The sequence below is a fragment of the Mucilaginibacter sp. CSA2-8R genome, from assembly GCF_038806765.1.
Taxonomy (GTDB): Bacteria; Bacteroidota; Bacteroidia; order Sphingobacteriales; family Sphingobacteriaceae; genus Mucilaginibacter.
In genome coordinates this window covers 2718244-2734785 of record NZ_CP152389.1, presented here as the reverse complement: position 1 = coordinate 2734785, position 16542 = coordinate 2718244, and the positions used below count along the sequence as shown (strand labels likewise).

At 41.1% G+C, this 16542-nt stretch carries 19 protein-coding genes; 10 read left to right on the top strand and 9 right to left on the bottom strand.

Annotated elements, in window-relative coordinates:
* Window positions 1-282 precede the first annotated feature (282 nt).
* Window positions 283-2337 (top strand): tetratricopeptide repeat-containing sensor histidine kinase, encoded by a 2055-nt coding sequence (locus AAGR14_RS11455; protein WP_342644350.1) that lies wholly within the window; start codon window positions 283-285, stop codon window positions 2335-2337.
* A gap of 6 nt (window positions 2338-2343) precedes the next feature.
* Here the strand turns inward: AAGR14_RS11455 and AAGR14_RS11450 are convergent, their stop codons facing one another.
* From AAGR14_RS11450 to AAGR14_RS11435, 4 genes are read right to left on the bottom strand one after another with little or no spacing between them, the layout of a single operon-like run.
* A complete protein-coding gene (locus AAGR14_RS11450) occupies window positions 2344-3603 on the bottom strand; it encodes an aspartate kinase (RefSeq protein WP_342644349.1) in 1260 nt (419 codons plus the stop codon).
* A 4-nt stretch (window positions 3604-3607) separates the two neighbouring features.
* On the bottom strand, window positions 3608-4408 hold the full coding sequence (locus AAGR14_RS11445; RefSeq protein ID WP_342644348.1) for a DUF3298 domain-containing protein: 801 nt from the start codon (window positions 4406-4408) through the stop codon (window positions 3608-3610).
* Window positions 4405-4878, bottom strand: a complete 474-nt coding sequence (locus tag AAGR14_RS11440) for a GNAT family N-acetyltransferase (protein WP_342644347.1) — start codon at window positions 4876-4878, stop codon at window positions 4405-4407. The genes AAGR14_RS11445 and AAGR14_RS11440 overlap by 4 nt, the downstream gene beginning before the upstream one ends.
* A gap of 3 nt (window positions 4879-4881) precedes the next feature.
* Complete coding sequence (locus AAGR14_RS11435) at window positions 4882-5571, bottom strand: YggS family pyridoxal phosphate-dependent enzyme (RefSeq protein WP_342644346.1); 690 nt, start codon at window positions 5569-5571, stop codon at window positions 4882-4884.
* Window positions 5572-5593: 22 nt separating this feature from the next.
* Here AAGR14_RS11435 and AAGR14_RS11430 point away from each other — a divergent pair, with 22 nt between their 5' ends.
* The 3 genes from AAGR14_RS11430 to AAGR14_RS11420 all read left to right on the top strand — a co-directional run bounded on the left by AAGR14_RS11430 (window position 5594) and on the right by AAGR14_RS11420 (window position 9039).
* Window positions 5594-6148 (top strand): DUF4296 domain-containing protein, encoded by a 555-nt coding sequence (locus AAGR14_RS11430; protein WP_342644345.1) that lies wholly within the window; start codon window positions 5594-5596, stop codon window positions 6146-6148.
* Entirely contained in the window at window positions 6129-8492 is a 2364-nt protein-coding gene (locus AAGR14_RS11425; protein WP_342644344.1) for an endonuclease MutS2, read from the top strand. Before AAGR14_RS11430 ends, AAGR14_RS11425 begins: the two co-directional genes overlap by 20 nt.
* Window positions 8493-8697: 205 nt before the next feature.
* Window positions 8698-9039: a DUF3276 family protein gene (locus AAGR14_RS11420; RefSeq protein ID WP_342644343.1), complete on the top strand. Its 342-nt coding sequence runs from the start codon at window positions 8698-8700 to the stop codon at window positions 9037-9039.
* A 163-nt stretch (window positions 9040-9202) separates the two neighbouring features.
* Here AAGR14_RS11420 and mqnC read toward each other — a convergent pair whose 3' ends face one another.
* Window positions 9203-10327: a cyclic dehypoxanthinyl futalosine synthase gene (gene mqnC, locus AAGR14_RS11415; RefSeq protein ID WP_342644342.1), complete on the bottom strand. Its 1125-nt coding sequence runs from the start codon at window positions 10325-10327 to the stop codon at window positions 9203-9205.
* An 80-nt stretch (window positions 10328-10407) separates the two neighbouring features.
* Window positions 10408-11868: an ATP-binding cassette domain-containing protein gene (locus AAGR14_RS11410; protein ID WP_342644341.1), complete on the bottom strand. Its 1461-nt coding sequence runs from the start codon at window positions 11866-11868 to the stop codon at window positions 10408-10410.
* Between the two features lie 90 nt (window positions 11869-11958).
* Between AAGR14_RS11410 and AAGR14_RS11405 the strand changes: the two genes are divergently transcribed.
* The 5 genes from AAGR14_RS11405 (at window position 11959) to AAGR14_RS11385 (ending at window position 14962) form a co-directional block, all read left to right on the top strand.
* A complete protein-coding gene (locus AAGR14_RS11405; protein WP_342644340.1) occupies window positions 11959-12456 on the top strand; it encodes a hypothetical protein in 498 nt (165 codons plus the stop codon).
* Window positions 12457-12551: 95 nt separating this feature from the next.
* Window positions 12552-13742: an alpha/beta hydrolase gene (locus AAGR14_RS11400; protein ID WP_342644339.1), complete on the top strand. Its 1191-nt coding sequence runs from the start codon at window positions 12552-12554 to the stop codon at window positions 13740-13742.
* An 83-nt stretch (window positions 13743-13825) separates the two neighbouring features.
* The gene (locus tag AAGR14_RS11395; RefSeq protein ID WP_342644338.1) at window positions 13826-14005 is read left to right on the top strand and encodes a hypothetical protein; all 180 of its coding nucleotides are present in this window, start codon (window positions 13826-13828) and stop codon (window positions 14003-14005) included.
* Between the two features lie 41 nt (window positions 14006-14046).
* On the top strand, window positions 14047-14511 hold the full coding sequence (locus tag AAGR14_RS11390) for a PA2169 family four-helix-bundle protein (protein ID WP_342644337.1): 465 nt from the start codon (window positions 14047-14049) through the stop codon (window positions 14509-14511).
* 136 nt (window positions 14512-14647) lie between these two features.
* On the top strand, window positions 14648-14962 hold the full coding sequence (locus AAGR14_RS11385) for a hypothetical protein (protein WP_342644336.1): 315 nt from the start codon (window positions 14648-14650) through the stop codon (window positions 14960-14962).
* A gap of 60 nt (window positions 14963-15022) precedes the next feature.
* On the opposite strand, the gene AAGR14_RS11380 is transcribed toward AAGR14_RS11385, so the two are convergent.
* The 3 genes from AAGR14_RS11380 to AAGR14_RS11370 form a co-directional block, all read right to left on the bottom strand.
* Window positions 15023-15235, bottom strand: coding sequence for a hypothetical protein (locus AAGR14_RS11380; protein WP_342644335.1), 213 nt, complete (start codon window positions 15233-15235; stop codon window positions 15023-15025).
* A gap of 119 nt (window positions 15236-15354) precedes the next feature.
* Window positions 15355-15639, bottom strand: coding sequence for a hypothetical protein (locus AAGR14_RS11375; RefSeq protein ID WP_342644334.1), 285 nt, complete (start codon window positions 15637-15639; stop codon window positions 15355-15357).
* 21 nt (window positions 15640-15660) lie between these two features.
* Window positions 15661-15849 (bottom strand): hypothetical protein, encoded by a 189-nt coding sequence (locus AAGR14_RS11370; RefSeq protein WP_342644333.1) that lies wholly within the window; start codon window positions 15847-15849, stop codon window positions 15661-15663.
* Window positions 15850-15970: 121 nt separating this feature from the next.
* Here AAGR14_RS11370 and AAGR14_RS11365 point away from each other — a divergent pair, with 121 nt between their 5' ends.
* Window positions 15971-16540, top strand: a complete 570-nt coding sequence (locus AAGR14_RS11365; protein WP_342644332.1) for a sigma-70 family RNA polymerase sigma factor — start codon at window positions 15971-15973, stop codon at window positions 16538-16540.
* Window positions 16541-16542 lie beyond the last annotated feature (2 nt).

Below are 16542 nucleotides of genomic sequence, written 5' to 3'. Positions count from 1 at the left end.
CAAGTTAGAGAAAGGGTGGCTAATTATTCGAAAGGATAGGCGGTTCAGGTATTAATTAATTAAATATTTGACGCTATGTAAGTTAATTTATTGACTATTAATTCATTGAGTTGTTTATTCAAATAGATAGTTGCTAAAAAAAATTGAGGTGATGGCCTAAGTAAAATTACTGAACAAATAATTTAATCATGGCGAAAGTGAATACACAACTTGAGTGTAATTGTTTGTAACATTTTCACCTGTGTTTAAGTATACTCTGAGCATAAATTATATCTTTGTGCTGTGCCACTACTAATTAAACGGTCAACAATATTTTTATCACTTTTACTTTGTTTAACTTATAGTTATACCGCTGTTGCGGTAATTAAGCAGTCATCTTCGGCACAATCGTCTTCGCTTACCATCGCCGATTACGAAAAACTAATCAAGCAATACCGTTATTCCAAACCCGATTCAGCTGTTTTTTTCGCCAAAATGGGCTTGGCAGAAGCACGGAAAAAAAAGGACCTCAAGGGGCAAGCTATGATGCTTAACCAGTTAGGCATGATCGATGATAATTTGGGCGACTTTGATGCTTCTAATTTGAAATATACAGAAGCACTTGAGCTTTACCGCAGAGGTAAAAATCCGGTTGGTGAGGCAGCAATTATTGTACGTTTAGGTGTAGTTGAGCTGCGTAAAGGCAACTATGATAAGGCTATAGACCTTTTCATACAATCGCTTAAGGTTGCAGAGCGCTCCAAAAATGCTGCCGGCTGCATGGAGGCTTATCTTACCTTAGCCGAAGGTTACATGGGACAGCGCAAGTTTGACACCGCTTTAAAATACCTGCATACAGCAGAAAAAATTAATAACACCATTCCTTTCTCTAACCTTTCGCTTAATATATATAACAATTTTGGGGTAGTGTATCGTGAAATGGGAATACCTACTCTTGCGAAAACCTATCTCGAAAAAGGAATTATGTTAAGCGGCGAGCCGCAATACCAAGGCCTGAATATTACTTTAACGAATAACCTGGCTAAAGTCTATAACAAGCAAGGTAATAAGGCAAAGTCTATCAGCTTGCAAATAGCTGCTTTACAAAAGGCTCGGGCTATTAATAATTACCTGCGCGAATTACAGACTTTAACCGGCCTGGCTGATACTTATGGAGCAAGCGATGCCCCAAAAGCACTTTATTATTTTAACCAAGCCCTCACCTTAGTAAGGGAGAAAGGCGCGCGCAAACAGGAGATAGAAATATTAAGTCGCCTGGCCGATTTGTACAAGTATCAGCACAATTACCAACTCGCCTTAAAACTAAGGGAGCAGCAAAACACTTTAGCTGACAGCTTGTATTACAAAGCTATGGCTAAGCAGGTAACCGGATTACAAACCGAATACCAGTTGTACAAATCTAAAGCCCGCGTTAGAGAACTGGATATTTTATATAAACAACAGCGCCTGCAACGCAACGTTTATATTACGCTGGCTTTTGGCGCTCTGGCAGTTTTGCTGGTTATTGGTTATTACTTTTACCGTACCCGTAGGCTTAACAAACTGCTAAATACTGCTAACACTAATTTAAAAGAATCGAACCAGGTAAAAGATAAGTTATTTTCGGTGCTGGCGCATGACCTGAGAGCACCACTGGCCTCCGTTATTGACTTGTTGTTTTTGCTTGACGATGATGACATCGAAGGCGAAGAGAAAACCATGTTGATTAAAAGGCTTACCTCAGCCAGTAACATTACGCTCGAAACGTTAAATATGTTACTGAAATGGGGCGAAATGCAGCTTAAAGGCGTACGTCTGAATAGCCTTATCGTTCAGCCTGCGCCTATTATTGAGCGCATAATAAATTTATTGACGGAAACAGCAGAGAAAAAGAAGATTCAGTTGATTAGCCGGGTAAACCATAAGCTAACTATGCTGGTTGACCCCAACCATTTCGAATTTGTGATGCGCAACGTTACAGCTAACGCCGTCAAATTTACACCTACAGGTGGTTGGGTAAACATTGATGCCATAGCCGATATCAATAACAACCTAATAACCTTCTCGGTTCAAGACAACGGAATTGGCATCGGGCCAGACCGGTTGCCTTACGTGTTTGATATTGGCAGCGCCAGTACTAAAGGTACCAATAATGAAACAGGTACCAGTTTAGGTTTGGTAATTTGTAAAGAGTTTATTGAAATAAACCAGGGGAAAATATGGGCCGAGAGTAAAAACGGTCAGGGTACGACGTTCTTTTTCTCCTTACCGATGTTTCAGGGAGCAGCCATCAAAAAGCCTGTCTTGTTACCTGCCCCCCGAAAAGCAATCCGCCTATCACGAAAACATCAATCATAGCAAGAATTAATCAGCCATTACCACCTGGGCGGTGTTCCGGCTTATTTGTTCCAGTAAAACTTGTTTGCCTTCAGTAAGCCTATTAAGTAAGTCTGTGGTGTAATGCCTAAGCGTAAGCAAATACAATTGCTGGTTATATTTGAGATTAAAGTTTGGCTTTAATAGGTCTGTCAGCTTATCAAACTTTTCATCATCAAGGTCAAAACATAGCGATAAACTTAACGCCGATGTTTGTACCACGTTTATTTTAACTTTATTAAAAGCAAATAGCTGGTAAATTTCGCTCAGGTGCTTTTCGGATATAAACGAATAATCTTTTGCCGAAAGTGACAAAAGAACTTGATTGGGCTTTACAATTATCACCGGTTTGATAAATGTCGGTTTACCATTTGTGCTAATGATAGTACCGTCAGTATCTGGGTCGTTAAACGATTTTACAAGTAAAGGTATACCGGCATTTTGCAAAGGTTTGATGGTTTTTGGATGAATAACGGTAGCACCATAATATGTCATCTCGATGGCTTCGGTGTATGATAGCTCATCAAACTTAACCGTGTCGGCAAAGTATTTGGGGTCAGCATTCAAAATACCTGGTACATCTTTCCAGGTGGTTACCGACTGTGCCTGCAAACAAGATGCAAATATGGATGCAGTGTAGTCTGATCCCTCACGTCCCAAAGTGGTAGTGAAGTTTTCCGACGTACCGCCTAAAAAGCCCTGGGTAACAACGATGCTTTTGCCAAGCATGCCGGGTATATCCTTTTGTATGGCATTACATGTCTTTTCCCAGTCTACTCCGCCTTCGCGGTATGTATTGTCGGTATGTATATAGCCGCGCACATCAAGCCACCGGCTATTTATCTGTTGTTTGTTTAGGTAAGCGTTTACTATGCGGGTTGACAGTAATTCACCTACTGATACCAACTGGTCATATATAAAATCATAACTGTCGTGAGGTTCATCTTCAAGCATCCAGTCAATCTCAACAAAGGTGTTGGCCACCTCATCAAACACCGAGTCATGATCATCAAACAGGTCATGCATGATGGTGTAATGATAATGTCTGATGTTTTCATAAAGGGAGGCCACAACGTCAGCGCTATTGAAATAGGCTTTGGCCAGTTCTTCTAAGGCATTGGTAGTTTTGCCCATGGCCGATACCACAATAATCAGTTCTTCGTTAGCATAACGTTTAACAATCTGCGTTAAATTTATTACGCCAGCGGCATCTTTTACCGATGCACCTCCAAATTTAAATACGAGCATTTGTTTATAAATATCGGACAACAACCGTATTGGGTTGAAGTAAAGTTTTTATTTGTGCGTAAGGAATATCGAGTGTTGTTTGACCGGCAGCATAAGGTTTAATCTCAGACTGGTTGTACAAAAACTTAAGACCCAGTGGTGTAATTAAAAAATTCTGATTTAATGTAAACTTACCATCTTTAAAAAAATAATCGCGCGATAGCGGGGTAGCAGCATCCAGATTTTCCTGTTTCCTGAAGATTTTTTCGCCAATTGTTGTCAGTTTGGCTTCAGATCCGGGTTTTAAGATGTCGCTCAGTAAAATCTTTTTGTTCTGTTTAACATTCCAGTTCAGGTAACGAATCTTTGTATCGCCATGGGCACCGCCTATAAACTGATAACCATTGTATTCTAACCCAACAAGGCTGGAGTCCTGGCGAATCACGTTTACCTTGCAGTTGAGGTCGAAATTACCCTTCCAATCCGGACGGCTTTTTTTAAAGTCTTTATAATCCAGCATAAACTGCCAGCTTAGGCGCTGCAAGCCCGCAATGCCTTTTTGGCGGTCCAATAAGGTAGCCAGTCCGGTAACTATGGTATCATTCAATACCGGTTGGTTATCAAAAGCCGGATATTTAAACTTAACGGTTGTGCAGGCGCTATCGGGTTTACCGGCACAATCATCAGCGTTAGTTTTGATGTTTTTAAACTGGTAAGAGAGCGTATCTTTATAAATGTTGGCGTCTTCAATTTTAGGTTTGGTATTCCAGCAAGCTTGCGAACTCCATGCTAATATTGCTAAAGCGGCTAAGTGATAAATTTTCATGACTTAAAATCTATGATTTGTTCGGTAGAAAGTGATGCATTTAACCAGCCGGCTTCTAAACCGGCTTCGTATTTTTTATAAAAATTAATGGCCGGCTCATTCCAGTCCAGCACCTGCCAGGACATGCCGTTAAAACTCAGCTCACGTGCTTCCTGCACTATGCGGTTAAATAAAAGTTTGCCAATGCCCTTGCCGCGCAAAGCTTCGGTTACAATCAGATCTTCGAGGTAAAGGCGGCTGCCTTTCCAGGTAGAGTATCGTACATAATACAGCGCAAAACCAGCAATAAAACCATCTGTTTCGGCCACAAAGGCTTTCCAAACCGGTTGTTTGCTAAATCCTGCTTCTTCAAAATGATGCAAATCAACGGTCACCTCCTGCGGTGCACGTTCGTAAAGGGCAAGTTCCTTTATAAGTTCTAACAGGCGTGGGCAGTCGTCACGGCGGGCTGTTCTGAGTTGTACCTGCATATCCTAATTATTTTTAAAGTGTTTAACCACTCTTTCGCCAAATATAGTGCTGCCTAATCTTACCATGGTACTGCCTTGTTCAACGGCAATTTTGTAATCGCCAGACATACCCATTGACAATATATCAAAGCTGTCTTCTTTACGGAAAAAGCTTTGAGTTATTCCGTCAAAAAACGTATCAAGCTCGTAAAATTCTTCTTTGATTTGTTTTTCGCTGTCGGTGTTAGTAGCAATACCCATTAACCCACGAATGCGCACATTTTTAAGCGCAGCAAACTCATCAGACCGTAGCAGTTCAATTACTTCATCAAAGCCTAAACCATATTTGGTTTCTTCGTCGGCAATGTATACCTGCAGCAGGCAATCAATTACGCGTTTATTTTTTTCGGCCTGTTTGTTAATTTCTTCCAGCAGCTTTAAGCTATCTACAGAATGAATAAGGCTGATAAACGGAGCAATATATTTTACTTTGTTGGTTTGTAAATGACCAACTAAGTGCCATTCAATATCTTTAGGCAACTGCTCGTATTTTTCTACCAGTTCCTGCACTTGATTTTCGCCAAATATGCGTTGGCCTGCTTGGTAGGCTTCTTCAATATCAGTTGCAGGCTTCGTTTTAGACACGGCTACCAGGGTAACGTTCACTGTGTCGAGCTCGTTTTTCAGGCTTTTTATGTTATCGCTAATGCTCATTTATTACGTAAATTTGCCTCTTATGAGGAAACCGCTAAATTACAGAAAGCGCATTTATTACATCTTGTTTTTTTTAGTGATGTTTTTTTTGTGTTCCTGCAAAAGCGATAAGCCCAAAGAGATATTGAGCCATGAGCAAATGGAACATGTGTTAATCGAAATACATGTGGTAGATGGTACCCTGACTGATAAAATGATGGTACCGGATACAATGTTTAAATACGGGAATGCGCAGTACATGCAAATATTTAAACAACAAAATATTGATAGCGGCGCGTTTAAAAAGAGTTTTAAGTATTACACCAATAGACCTGATGAATTATTTGAAATTTATGACAAGGTAATTGCCGATATTAAAGTACGGGTAGACTCGGCCACCAAAGTGAAAGAGAAACGCCAGAAGGCCGAGCTTGCCCGGCAGATGAAAGAAAATGAACGCATAGCCAAACGGGCAGCCGATTCTATAGCCCGTTTAAACAAAGCCAAAGCCGATTCGTTGCATAAAAAGACGGAAGAGAAAAAAGGCGCAGGCAAAAATAAATTACGTAAAGACAAGAATGTTATACCCCGAAAATAGTGCTGAAAAACTCGGCTTTAACGAAGTTAAAGAGTTAATAAAAGCACACTGCCTGAGCACCATGGGCCAGCAAATGGTGAGCAAAATTCAGGTGATGAATAATTACGATCAGATACATAAGTTTCTGAGCCAGGCCCACGAATTTAAGAACATATTACAACATGATGCGGTGCTGCCCATCAATCACTTTTTTGACATAAAGTCACTTGCTAATAAAGTACGCATTGAAGGTACTTTTTTAACCGAAGAAGAGTTTTTTCAGATACAGGCATCGCTGGCCACGGTTTTTGCCGTAATTGGCTACTTTAACGAACGCGAGGGACAATATCCAAATCTCGAAGCTTTATTTGAGCACCTGCCTATTGAAAAAAGCATCATCAAAAAAATTGACATGGTGCTGGATGCAAAAGGCAAAATACGCCCTAATGCCTCGCGCGATTTACAAGAAATTACTTCGGGCATTGCCAAGGCCGAACAGGAAGCACGCCGCAAGATTGACCAGATCTTTAAAAGTGCTTCATCTAACGGTTGGACTGCCGATGGAACGCTGACCATACGCGACGGACGTTTGTGTATCCCTTTACTGGCCGAAAATAAGCGTAAAATGAAAGGGTTTATACACGACGAGTCGGCTACCGGGCAAACCGTTTATATGGAACCTGAAGAAGTTTTTACGCTCAATAATCGTATACGCGACCTGGAGTTTGAACGCCGCCGCGAGATAGTTAAAATATTAACGCAGCTAACAGACGAATTGCGTCCGTACGTGCCCCTGCTGCTTTCGTACCATGGCTTATTAACCAAGTTAGATTTTGTACGTGCTAAATCGCTGTTTGCCATTGATATTGAGGCCGAAATGCCTGCGGTGGTTAACGAAGCCAGATTGCGCTTGATTAATGCCCGGCATCCGTTGCTGTTTTTAAGTTTTAAAAAGGAGCATAAAACGGTAGTGCCGCTCAATGTACAAATCGACGATAGTGTGCGCATTATTACTGTATCGGGCCCTAATGCCGGCGGCAAATCGGTTTGTATGAAAACGGTGGGCCTTTTGCAAATGATGACCCAAGCCGGTTTGCTCATACCTGTTGATGCAAGCAGTACGGTAGGTATTTTTAAGCAGCTGTTTGTTGACATTGGTGACGACCAATCTATTGAAAGTGATTTGAGTACTTATAGTGCGCACCTCTCAAAAATGAAGCACTTTGTGGAAATGGCCAGTGGCAAAACCATGATCTTGATTGACGAATTTGGTACTGGTACCGATCCGCAGTTTGGTGGCCCCATTGCCGAAGCTGTACTGGAGTCGCTTAATTTTAAAAAGGTAAGGGGCATGGTTACAACGCACTACTCCAATCTCAAAATATTTTCGAGCGATACCGAAGGCATCGAGAACGCATCCATGTTGTTTGATAATGTGCACATGAAGCCTTTGTACCAGTTAGAAGTTGGTAAACCGGGCAGTTCTTATGCTTTTGAAATCGCCCAGAAAATAGGCTTGCCTCCGCAGGTGCTTAATCTGGCCAAGAACAAAATAGGTACCAGTCAAAAAAAGGTAGATACGCTATTGGTAGACCTGGAGCGTGAAAAAAAGGAGATTTACGACACTAAAGTTAAGCTGGACCGTCAGCAAAAACGTGTTAACGATTTACTCGCAGAGAACGAAAAGCTAAAGGCTTACCTAGAAGAAAACCAAAGAGCGCTGATACGCGATGCCAAGCAGCAGGCTAAAGACATTATTGTAAACGCCAACAAGCTGGTTGAAAACACGATTGCCGAAATTAAAAATGTACAAGCGGACAAAGAGAAAACCCGTGCCCTGCGCGAAAACCTAAGCCGCGAAGCGCAAAAAAATACTGTTAAACAGGCTACTGTTGCTAAGCCCAATACAGATGATGAGTTAAAAGTAGGTGACTGGGTAAAGCTGACCGACTCTGATACCACCGGGCAAATAATGGAAATTGCCAAAGACAATATTATTATTGCTATTGGCGATTTACGTACCGTGGCTAAGCGTAAACGCGTGCAAAAGGTAACCCGTAAAGAAGTACCCAAAGAGATACGCCGCAGTGCCAGTTCAGCCTCAACGGGTGATATGGCCAGCTTTAGCCCCGAAATTGATGTACGAGGTATGCGTGGTGAGGATGCCCTGCATGCCATTGAAAAGCTGCTGGATCGCGCCGTCATGATGAGCTTCGGCTCGCTAAAAATTATTCATGGTAAAGGTGACGGCATATTACGCAAACTCATTAGAGGGTACTTGAAAAAGTATGATCAGGTAAGCCATATGGAGGACGAACATGCCGACAGGGGAGGTGACGGTATTACTTACGTGTATTTAAAATAGCTTTAGGTTTTAACCGTTCAATTTTCAACAAATTAAAAGCAACACGTTGATGGTTGCTAAATTTCGTATCTCTCAATAGGATTGAAGCGATACAAGTGAAGTTATTAACAGTTTGAGATTTTTTCCACAAATATTACAAAAGGTGTTGCGATATTAAAATTTGTTTATATTTATGCAATCAAACTAATACAACACTTTTAAACACATGGGAGATTTCGAAAACAGAGAGCGGGATGAGGTATTCTCGAAGAAAGTAAGGGCTGGTAAAAGAACTTATTTTTTTGATGTAAAAGCAACACGGTCAAACGATTATTACATCACAATTACAGAGAGCAAAAAGCGTTTGGAAGATGGTGTTTTTGTGAAGCACAAAATTTTTCTTTACAAAGAAGATTTTGAGAAATTTGCCGAAGGTTTGAAAGACACGGTAGATTACATCAAAGCTAATCAGGATGTGGTTGAGAAGCGTTACGAGTACAGCGAGTTAAACGAAATAACCAAAGCCGCCGGTGTAGCCGGTGCAACTGAAGAGGATTTTACGTTCTAAAATACTGATATAAACTTAAATTTAAAGGGCACTCATCGTAGTGCCCTTTTTTGTTAAATCCCAGTTCTTTAATTAACCTATTAGAGTATAGTTGCAGCTTTTTAAATGAGGAAGGCCGCTTTGATCTTCTCAAGGCAGCTTTCCTCATTACTTTCGATATCCTTTAATAGTTAATTACTTGCTCTTCCAGTTGCTCTGGCATTTCGCGCCACTGGTAACGCTGGTTGCGTAATTGGGGCTCAAAACCGGCTTCCCGGATGGAATTTTGAATGCCTTGCGCAGTAAAGCGGTGAGGTGCTCCCGCGGCTGATACAACGTTTTCTTCAATCATAATGGAGCCAAAGTCGTTGGCACCGGCATGTAAACACAGCTGTGCTACCTGTTTACCAACGGTTAACCAGGAGGCTTGTATATTTTTCACGTTAGGCAGCATAATACGGCTTAAGGCAATCATGCGCAGGTATTCATCGCCGGTAACGTTATTAGTAATGCCTCTTACTTTTCTTAGCAGCGTTCCATCATCCTGAAATGGCCATGGGATAAATGCGGTAAAACCATAATGTCCTTCCGGTTTTTCTGATTGCACCTCACGAATCCAAACTAAATGCTCAAATCGTTCCTCAATGGTTTCCACGTGACCAAACATCATCGTTGCTGATGTAGGCAGATCTATTTTATGCGCGGCTCGCATCACATCCAACCACTCCTGGCCACCGCACTTGCCTTTGGATATTAAACGGCGTACCCGGTCGTTCAGTATCTCGGCGCCTGCACCCGGTAGCGAGTCAAGGCCTGCTTCTTTCAACGCAGTTAGCACATCAAGGTGGCTCATACCTTCTAATTTGGACACGTGCGCAATTTCGGGCGGGCCAAGCGAGTGCAGTTTTAGTGTTGGATAAAGTTCTTTTAACTGCTTAAATAAGTCGACATAAAAAGCCAAACCCAAATCGGGATGGTGACCACCCTGCAGCAAAAGCTGATCTCCGCCGTAACGGAAAGTTTCTTCTATCTTTTGCTTGTACGTTTCAATGTCGGTGATATAACTATCCGCATGCCCTGGCCGGCGGAAAAAGTTACAAAACTTGCAATTAGCGATACAAACGTTGGTGGTGTTTACGTTGCGGTCAATTTGCCAGGTAACCTTGCCATGCGGAACCTGTATTTTACGAAGTTCGTTGGCGGTATACATCAGCTCGGGAGTAGAAGCGTTGTGGTATAAATAAACGCCTTCTTCCATGCTCAAAAAATCAAACTGAAGTGCACGTTGCAGTAGATCGGCAGTACTCATGTACAAAGATAAGGGCATTAAGCGATAATGGCAATAAATCTAAGTGATGGCCGGCAATATGATATGATAGTGATAGTAATTTACTTTTCCTGAATGCTGTGAATGCGGCCCTCTTGCAAAGTAATTACTTTGTTGATGCTGTCCGGCAATTCGTGGATGTAGTGCGTTACGTAAATTAATGTTAATCCGGTTTGTTCAACAATAGCATCAATCAATTGGTTAAAATGTACCCGCTGTTGTTTGTCTAGGCCCTGGCATGGTTCATCAAGAATCAACAAGTCGGGCAATTTAATAAGTGCACGGGCAAGCAAACAAAGCCTTTGCGCACTGGCAGGCATATTCTTTAATCTGTGCCTGGCATACTGCTCAATTTGCAAAGCTTTAAGCCAGTCCATTGCTTTTTCTGCTTTTGCCGGCTGGCTTGGTCTAAACAATCCCTGTGTATCGTAGTAGCCAGACTCAACCACCTGAAGTGCCGACTGGTCTGTCGGGAAGTACTGGTAAAACTCCGGAGAAAGAAATCCAATTTTACGTTTAATCTCCCAAATACTCTCGCCGCTTCCTCGTTTGCGATCAAATAATATAATGTGGTTAGCATAAGCCTGCGGGTTGTCGCCGTTAATTAAACTTAACAAAGATGATTTACCGGCGCCGTTATGACCAAACAATGCCCAGCGGTCGCCAGGCTTAACCGTCCAGTTAACATCGGTTAATACATTTACGTCACCATACCTTATGTTAACATTTTCCATGTTAACCATCTGACTATAACTAGTTGTTTTATTGTTTTTTAATAACTCAGACAATAAGTTTAGTGACGCTGCAGAAGTGTTGCGTTGCTGCGGTGGTGTAAACTGGCTGGCTGGTAGTGTTTGAGTGACGGTGCCCTGTTCCATTATGGCTACATGAGTAATAACCGATGGTATTTCGAAACCGCTGCCCGCCATGATAATGGTAATTCCGCTGCTAATAATCTTTCGCAACAGGCTGCCGAAATGTTGCTGAGTATCGTAATCCAGGCCAGCCAACGGATCATCTAACAATAAAATAGCAGGATGAGCCAGCAATGCCGAAGCTAACCTTAAGCGTTTAGTTTCGCCATTGGATAACTTAATGAGTGATTTATCTGCGAGTTTGTTGAGCATCAATAAATTAATAACCCGGTCAACCGTCCAGAACCCAGTAGTTTCTATTGTTTTTGATTGCAGGTACTGTAACACAGTGACGGTTTGATCAGCATCCTGCGAGTTGTAACGCTGCTGATAATACAGGTTGCTGGTGTTGGTTGTGTCTTTAAAGTGATGTTTGGCCGTTACTAATAATATACCCTTGCCAAGATGCTTTTGATCAATACCGGTAGTTACCAAGCCGCTTACAGGTTTAAGTAAGCCGGCAAATACATTGAGCAAAATGGTTTTTCCCGAGCCGCTGCTGCCCGTAATTAGCCAATGCTCGCCTTGGTTAATAGTAATATTGAGATTATGCAGTAATGTATGCTGCTGCATGCGGAGTGTAGCATCTTTTACTTCTAATAAAGCCATATTTTCTTTAAAGCTAAGGCTGCAAGTATAAAAATTAAATAACGCTAACGAACAAAATGCCCGGCTAAACCTTAAACAAAAAAACATACTATGAAAGTATTGAATGCATTATTAGGCGGTTTAGCCGGTGCTTGTGCAGTAACCGTATTGCACCAACTGATTAAAAAGAACGACACAGAAGCACCCCGTATGGATTTGTTAGGTATGGAGTCTTTAACAAAGTTGTTGGATAAAGCGGGTATTGAACCACCGGTAGGTAAAAAGCTTTACTATATGACTATGGGTGGCGACATCATCAGCAACAGCATTTATTATAGTATGGCGGGCATAGGCGATAACAAAACAGTTCTAAAAGGGGCTGCATCGGGTTTAGCTGCAGGGTTGGGAGCGGTTCTTTTACCAAAGCCTATGGGCCTAAACGAAAAACACAGCAATAAATCTCGCGAGACACAAGTTTTAGCCGTTCTTTATTATCTAACTGGTGGATTAGTGTCGTCGGCGGTGATGAAGTTATTGAATGGCAATAACAAGATTTCGCTTAATACAGCTAAGCATCTAGTAAATGATACCTTAAAATCTACTCTTTAAAACTTACAGTTATAAAATATCATCACAGCAATATTTTATAACTGTAACACCAACAATATAACCAAAATGGTGTTGGTTTCACAGATATAATACTTATGAAAAACCATTTTAATTTTATTAGCTCAAGCTCTGCAAGGCAGTGTTTAGCATCGTTAGCTGTTGCTGCCGTATTTGGGGTTACCGCGTGTGACTCATCAAACAAAAACACAACAAGTTCAGACAGTACATCTGTTGACAGTAGTGTAACCACCACCCAAACCACTGACGTAGCAAATAAAGGGGGCAACCCGGATGATGTAAAGCCCAAAGGTCCAAAACCAGCTTGGGGAAGTGATATTAAACCTCAAATGCAGGCCGTTATAGAAAAACTGGCCAGCTACGGAGATAAACCTATTCCGCAGCTTACTGCAGTGCAAGCCCGTAAAAATCATACACCGACTGACGCGGTCAAAGATTTGATGAAAGAATACAACATCCCGATGCCGGTGATGAAAGTAGATACCATGGGTAAAGAGATACCCGTAAACGGTGGTAATGTGCACATCAGGGTGTATACACCGCAGGGTGCAACAGGCCCGCTCCCGGTAATTGTGTACTATCATGGTGGCGGTTTTGTAATTGCTAACATTGATGTATACGATTCTTCGGCTAAAGCATTATCAGATCAGGTTGGTGCCGTTGTAGTATCTGTCGCTTACCGTTTAGCGCCAGAACATCGTTTCCCGGTTGCGCATAATGATTCGTTTGCTGCATACCAATGGGTATTAAACAACGCTGCGTCTATTAAAGGCGATCCGAAAAAGATTGCAGTAGTAGGTGAGAGCGCTGGTGGTAATTTGGCCACTAACGTAGCCATCATGGCCCGCGATAAAAAGATCCAGGCTCCACTGCATGTTGTTAGCGTTTATCCGATAGCAAGCGCGGATATGTTTAGCGCTTCATATAACAAATATATTGAGGCTAAACCTTTGGACAAAGCCATGATGATGTGGTTTACTAAAAATTATACCAACACCATGGCCGAAGCTAAAGATCCACGCTTAAATTTGGTAGCTGCCAACTTAAAAGGCTTGCCATCATTTACCATTATTAACGCTGAACTTGACCCATTACAAAGCGATGGCGAAATGCTGGAAAGCAAACTGAAGGCGGCCGGTGTAACGGTTGACCGTAAAGTATATGACGGCGTAACACATGAATTTTTTGGCATGGGAGCTTTGGTTCCTGAAGCTAAAGAAGCTTTAAGCTATGCTGCAAGCCAATTAAAAGACGCTTTTAATAAATAAAACCTTTATAAAATAAAGAACCTGCAAAACAAAAATTGCAGGTTCTTTATTTTATATGCATCTACAAAAAACATACATCTACTATGAAAAAATTAAATTATGTAATGCTTATCGGCTTAGTAATGTCTTTAAGCAGTTGTGAGGCCATCGGCACTATATTTAAAGCAGGCGCTTATACTGCTATTATAGGTATTGTTATTGTTGTTGCCTTAATTTGGTGGATCCTTTCGATGTTTAGAGGCGGTGGCAGCAATAACGTATAAGAGTAACAAATTATTTTCAATCCGATCATAACAACAAAACCATGGAAAATACAGAGCAAACCGTAGAAACGTTAAACGATTTGATCAAAATACATAATGACCGTATTCAAGGTTATGAAAAAGCGATCAAAGATACACCGGAAGGTGATGCTGAGTTAAAGCAACTGTTTACCAGCTTTATTGGCGACAGCCACAAGTTTAAACTGGCATTAGCTACAGAAGTACAGACCTACCATAAAGATATCGAAAATACTACCTCAAACAGTGGTGGCATACACCGTACCTGGTTAAACGTAAAAGCGTTTTTTACCGGCAACAGTGAAAAAAGTGTTTTAGAAGAGTGTGAGTTTGGCGAAGACGCTACTCAAAAAGCTTATAAAACAGCATTGGAGGAAGAGCACTTGCCGGCTTACATTAAAGATATACTTACTGAGCAAAATGTAACTTTACGTGCTGCTCATGACAAAGTGAAGGCTTTGCGCGACGAAGAGCGTCAAAAAGCATAATTAAAATAGTTTTTAATGAAAAGCACACCCATAGTGGTGTGCTTTTTTGCTTAACCAAACGCGGTGTTATTTGTATATTGGCGCAAAAATTAAGATAAAGCCTATCTCTGTTAGTTTAACATCTAAAAACACATTAATGAAAAAAGTTATTTTAATAATGGCACTTGCGGGCAGCGCATCTCTGTTAGGAGCTTGCAACTCCGGTAACGCCAGCAAAGACGCCGTTGACTCTGTAAAAAATCCTTATGATGTACCGTCAAATCACGATACCTCAAAAACAGAGACTTCAACCGGTGGTGCAACTCTGTTAGATTATTCTGCTACAGGAGGAACCTCCATTCCGAAAGGTAAAGCGAGCGCACGTACAACTATGACTGCACCTGCCGCTGCCGCAGCTCCAACGCCAGCTGCAGCCGCAGATACCGCTAAAAAAGATTCTACTAAAAAATAATAAGCAAATAAAAAACCCCGCTCGAAATGAACGGGGTTTTCTATTTGCTTATAGCAGGAATTACATTTTTTTAGTAGTATCCATTTTAGATGCAGTATCCATTTTAGCTGCAGAGTCCATTTTAGATGCAGTATCCATTTTAGCTGCAGTATCAACAGTTGCAGTTGAATCAGCAGTTGAATCAGTTGTAGTTGAAGAACCAGAACCTTTACAAGCAACCATAGATGCAGAGATAGCTAAAGCTAAGAAGCCGAATTTGAAAGCGTTTTTCATTTTAATTTCTTTTAATAAGTGATTAATAGTTTCTCTTTAATACCGGTAACCTTAAAAGGTAACCCACTTATTTTAAAAAAAATTCAAAATAAGTTTTCACTGCTGCAAAAGCCTCAGTATTACTGCTTTTTAGTTACCGTTTTTTTAACAACTGTTTTTTTAGTAACAGTACGGCTTACTGTATCGCTGCTTGCCGGAGCAACGGTTGCGCTGTCGCCCAAGCCTGTGGTATCAACTTTTGAAGCAGTATCGGTTTTGATCGTAGTATCAACACTTGAATTTACTGAAACTGATGAATCAACTTTAGTCGAATCTCCCTCGTTTTTTTTCCCGTTACCGTCACAAGCTATTAATGCGCTGGCTGCTACAGCCAGTACCATGGTCATTTTAAATAGAGGCTTCATAATGTGTAAGTGATCTGAAATTTATTTTTTTATTGTATCAGTTTTTGTAGTATCAGCCGTTTTAGGCAGGGTGTCAACACTAGTAGATGTTCCGGTGTCAGATGGGTTAGCGGCTACCGAGTCGAGTTTGCCTTTAGGTGTACCGCTGTAGCAAGCTGTAAAGCCGCTTACTACCAATGTAAGCATCAGAAGTTTAAATAAGTTTTTCATTTTTGCAGTGATTAAGTTTTTATGTTAATCCGCCGCAACTAAAAAAGTAACCCTAACTTATTTGCTTTAAATTTTTTTTTATGAACAATGGGTTACAATTTAGCAAAAACAGTATTAAGTAGTGAGTAAAGCAGTAAACAGTTCAGCACCAACAGATAGCGAAGTGGTATTCGGCATACTTAACGACTCGGATGTAATTTTGAAGCGTTTGTATGTGGGCTATTTCCCGATGGTGTTACAACTGGTCATCAATAATAATGGTACGGCTGATGATGCAAAAGATGTATATCAGGAGGCCATTATCGTTCTTTACAATAAGGTAAAAAGCGGAAAGTTTGAGCTGAGCAGCAAGCTAAAAACTTTTTTGTATTCGGTTTGCCGTAAGTTATGGCTTAAGCGGCTTACGCAACTAAGTAGGTATGGCGGAGATATTAGAGATTTTGAAGAACACCTGCCGGTTGAAGAAGACGGAGACTTACATACTGAGCGCGACATTCAATTTGAAAAAATGGGAGCTGCGTTACAGTTGTTGGGCGAACCCTGCAAAACCATTATAGAGGACTTTTACATTCACAACCATTCGATGCAGGATATCTGTGAACGTTTTGGTTATACTAATGCTGACAATGCTAAAACTCAAAAATACAAATGCCTGCAAAGGCTGAAAAAACTATTTTTTCAGCAAAATTAAAA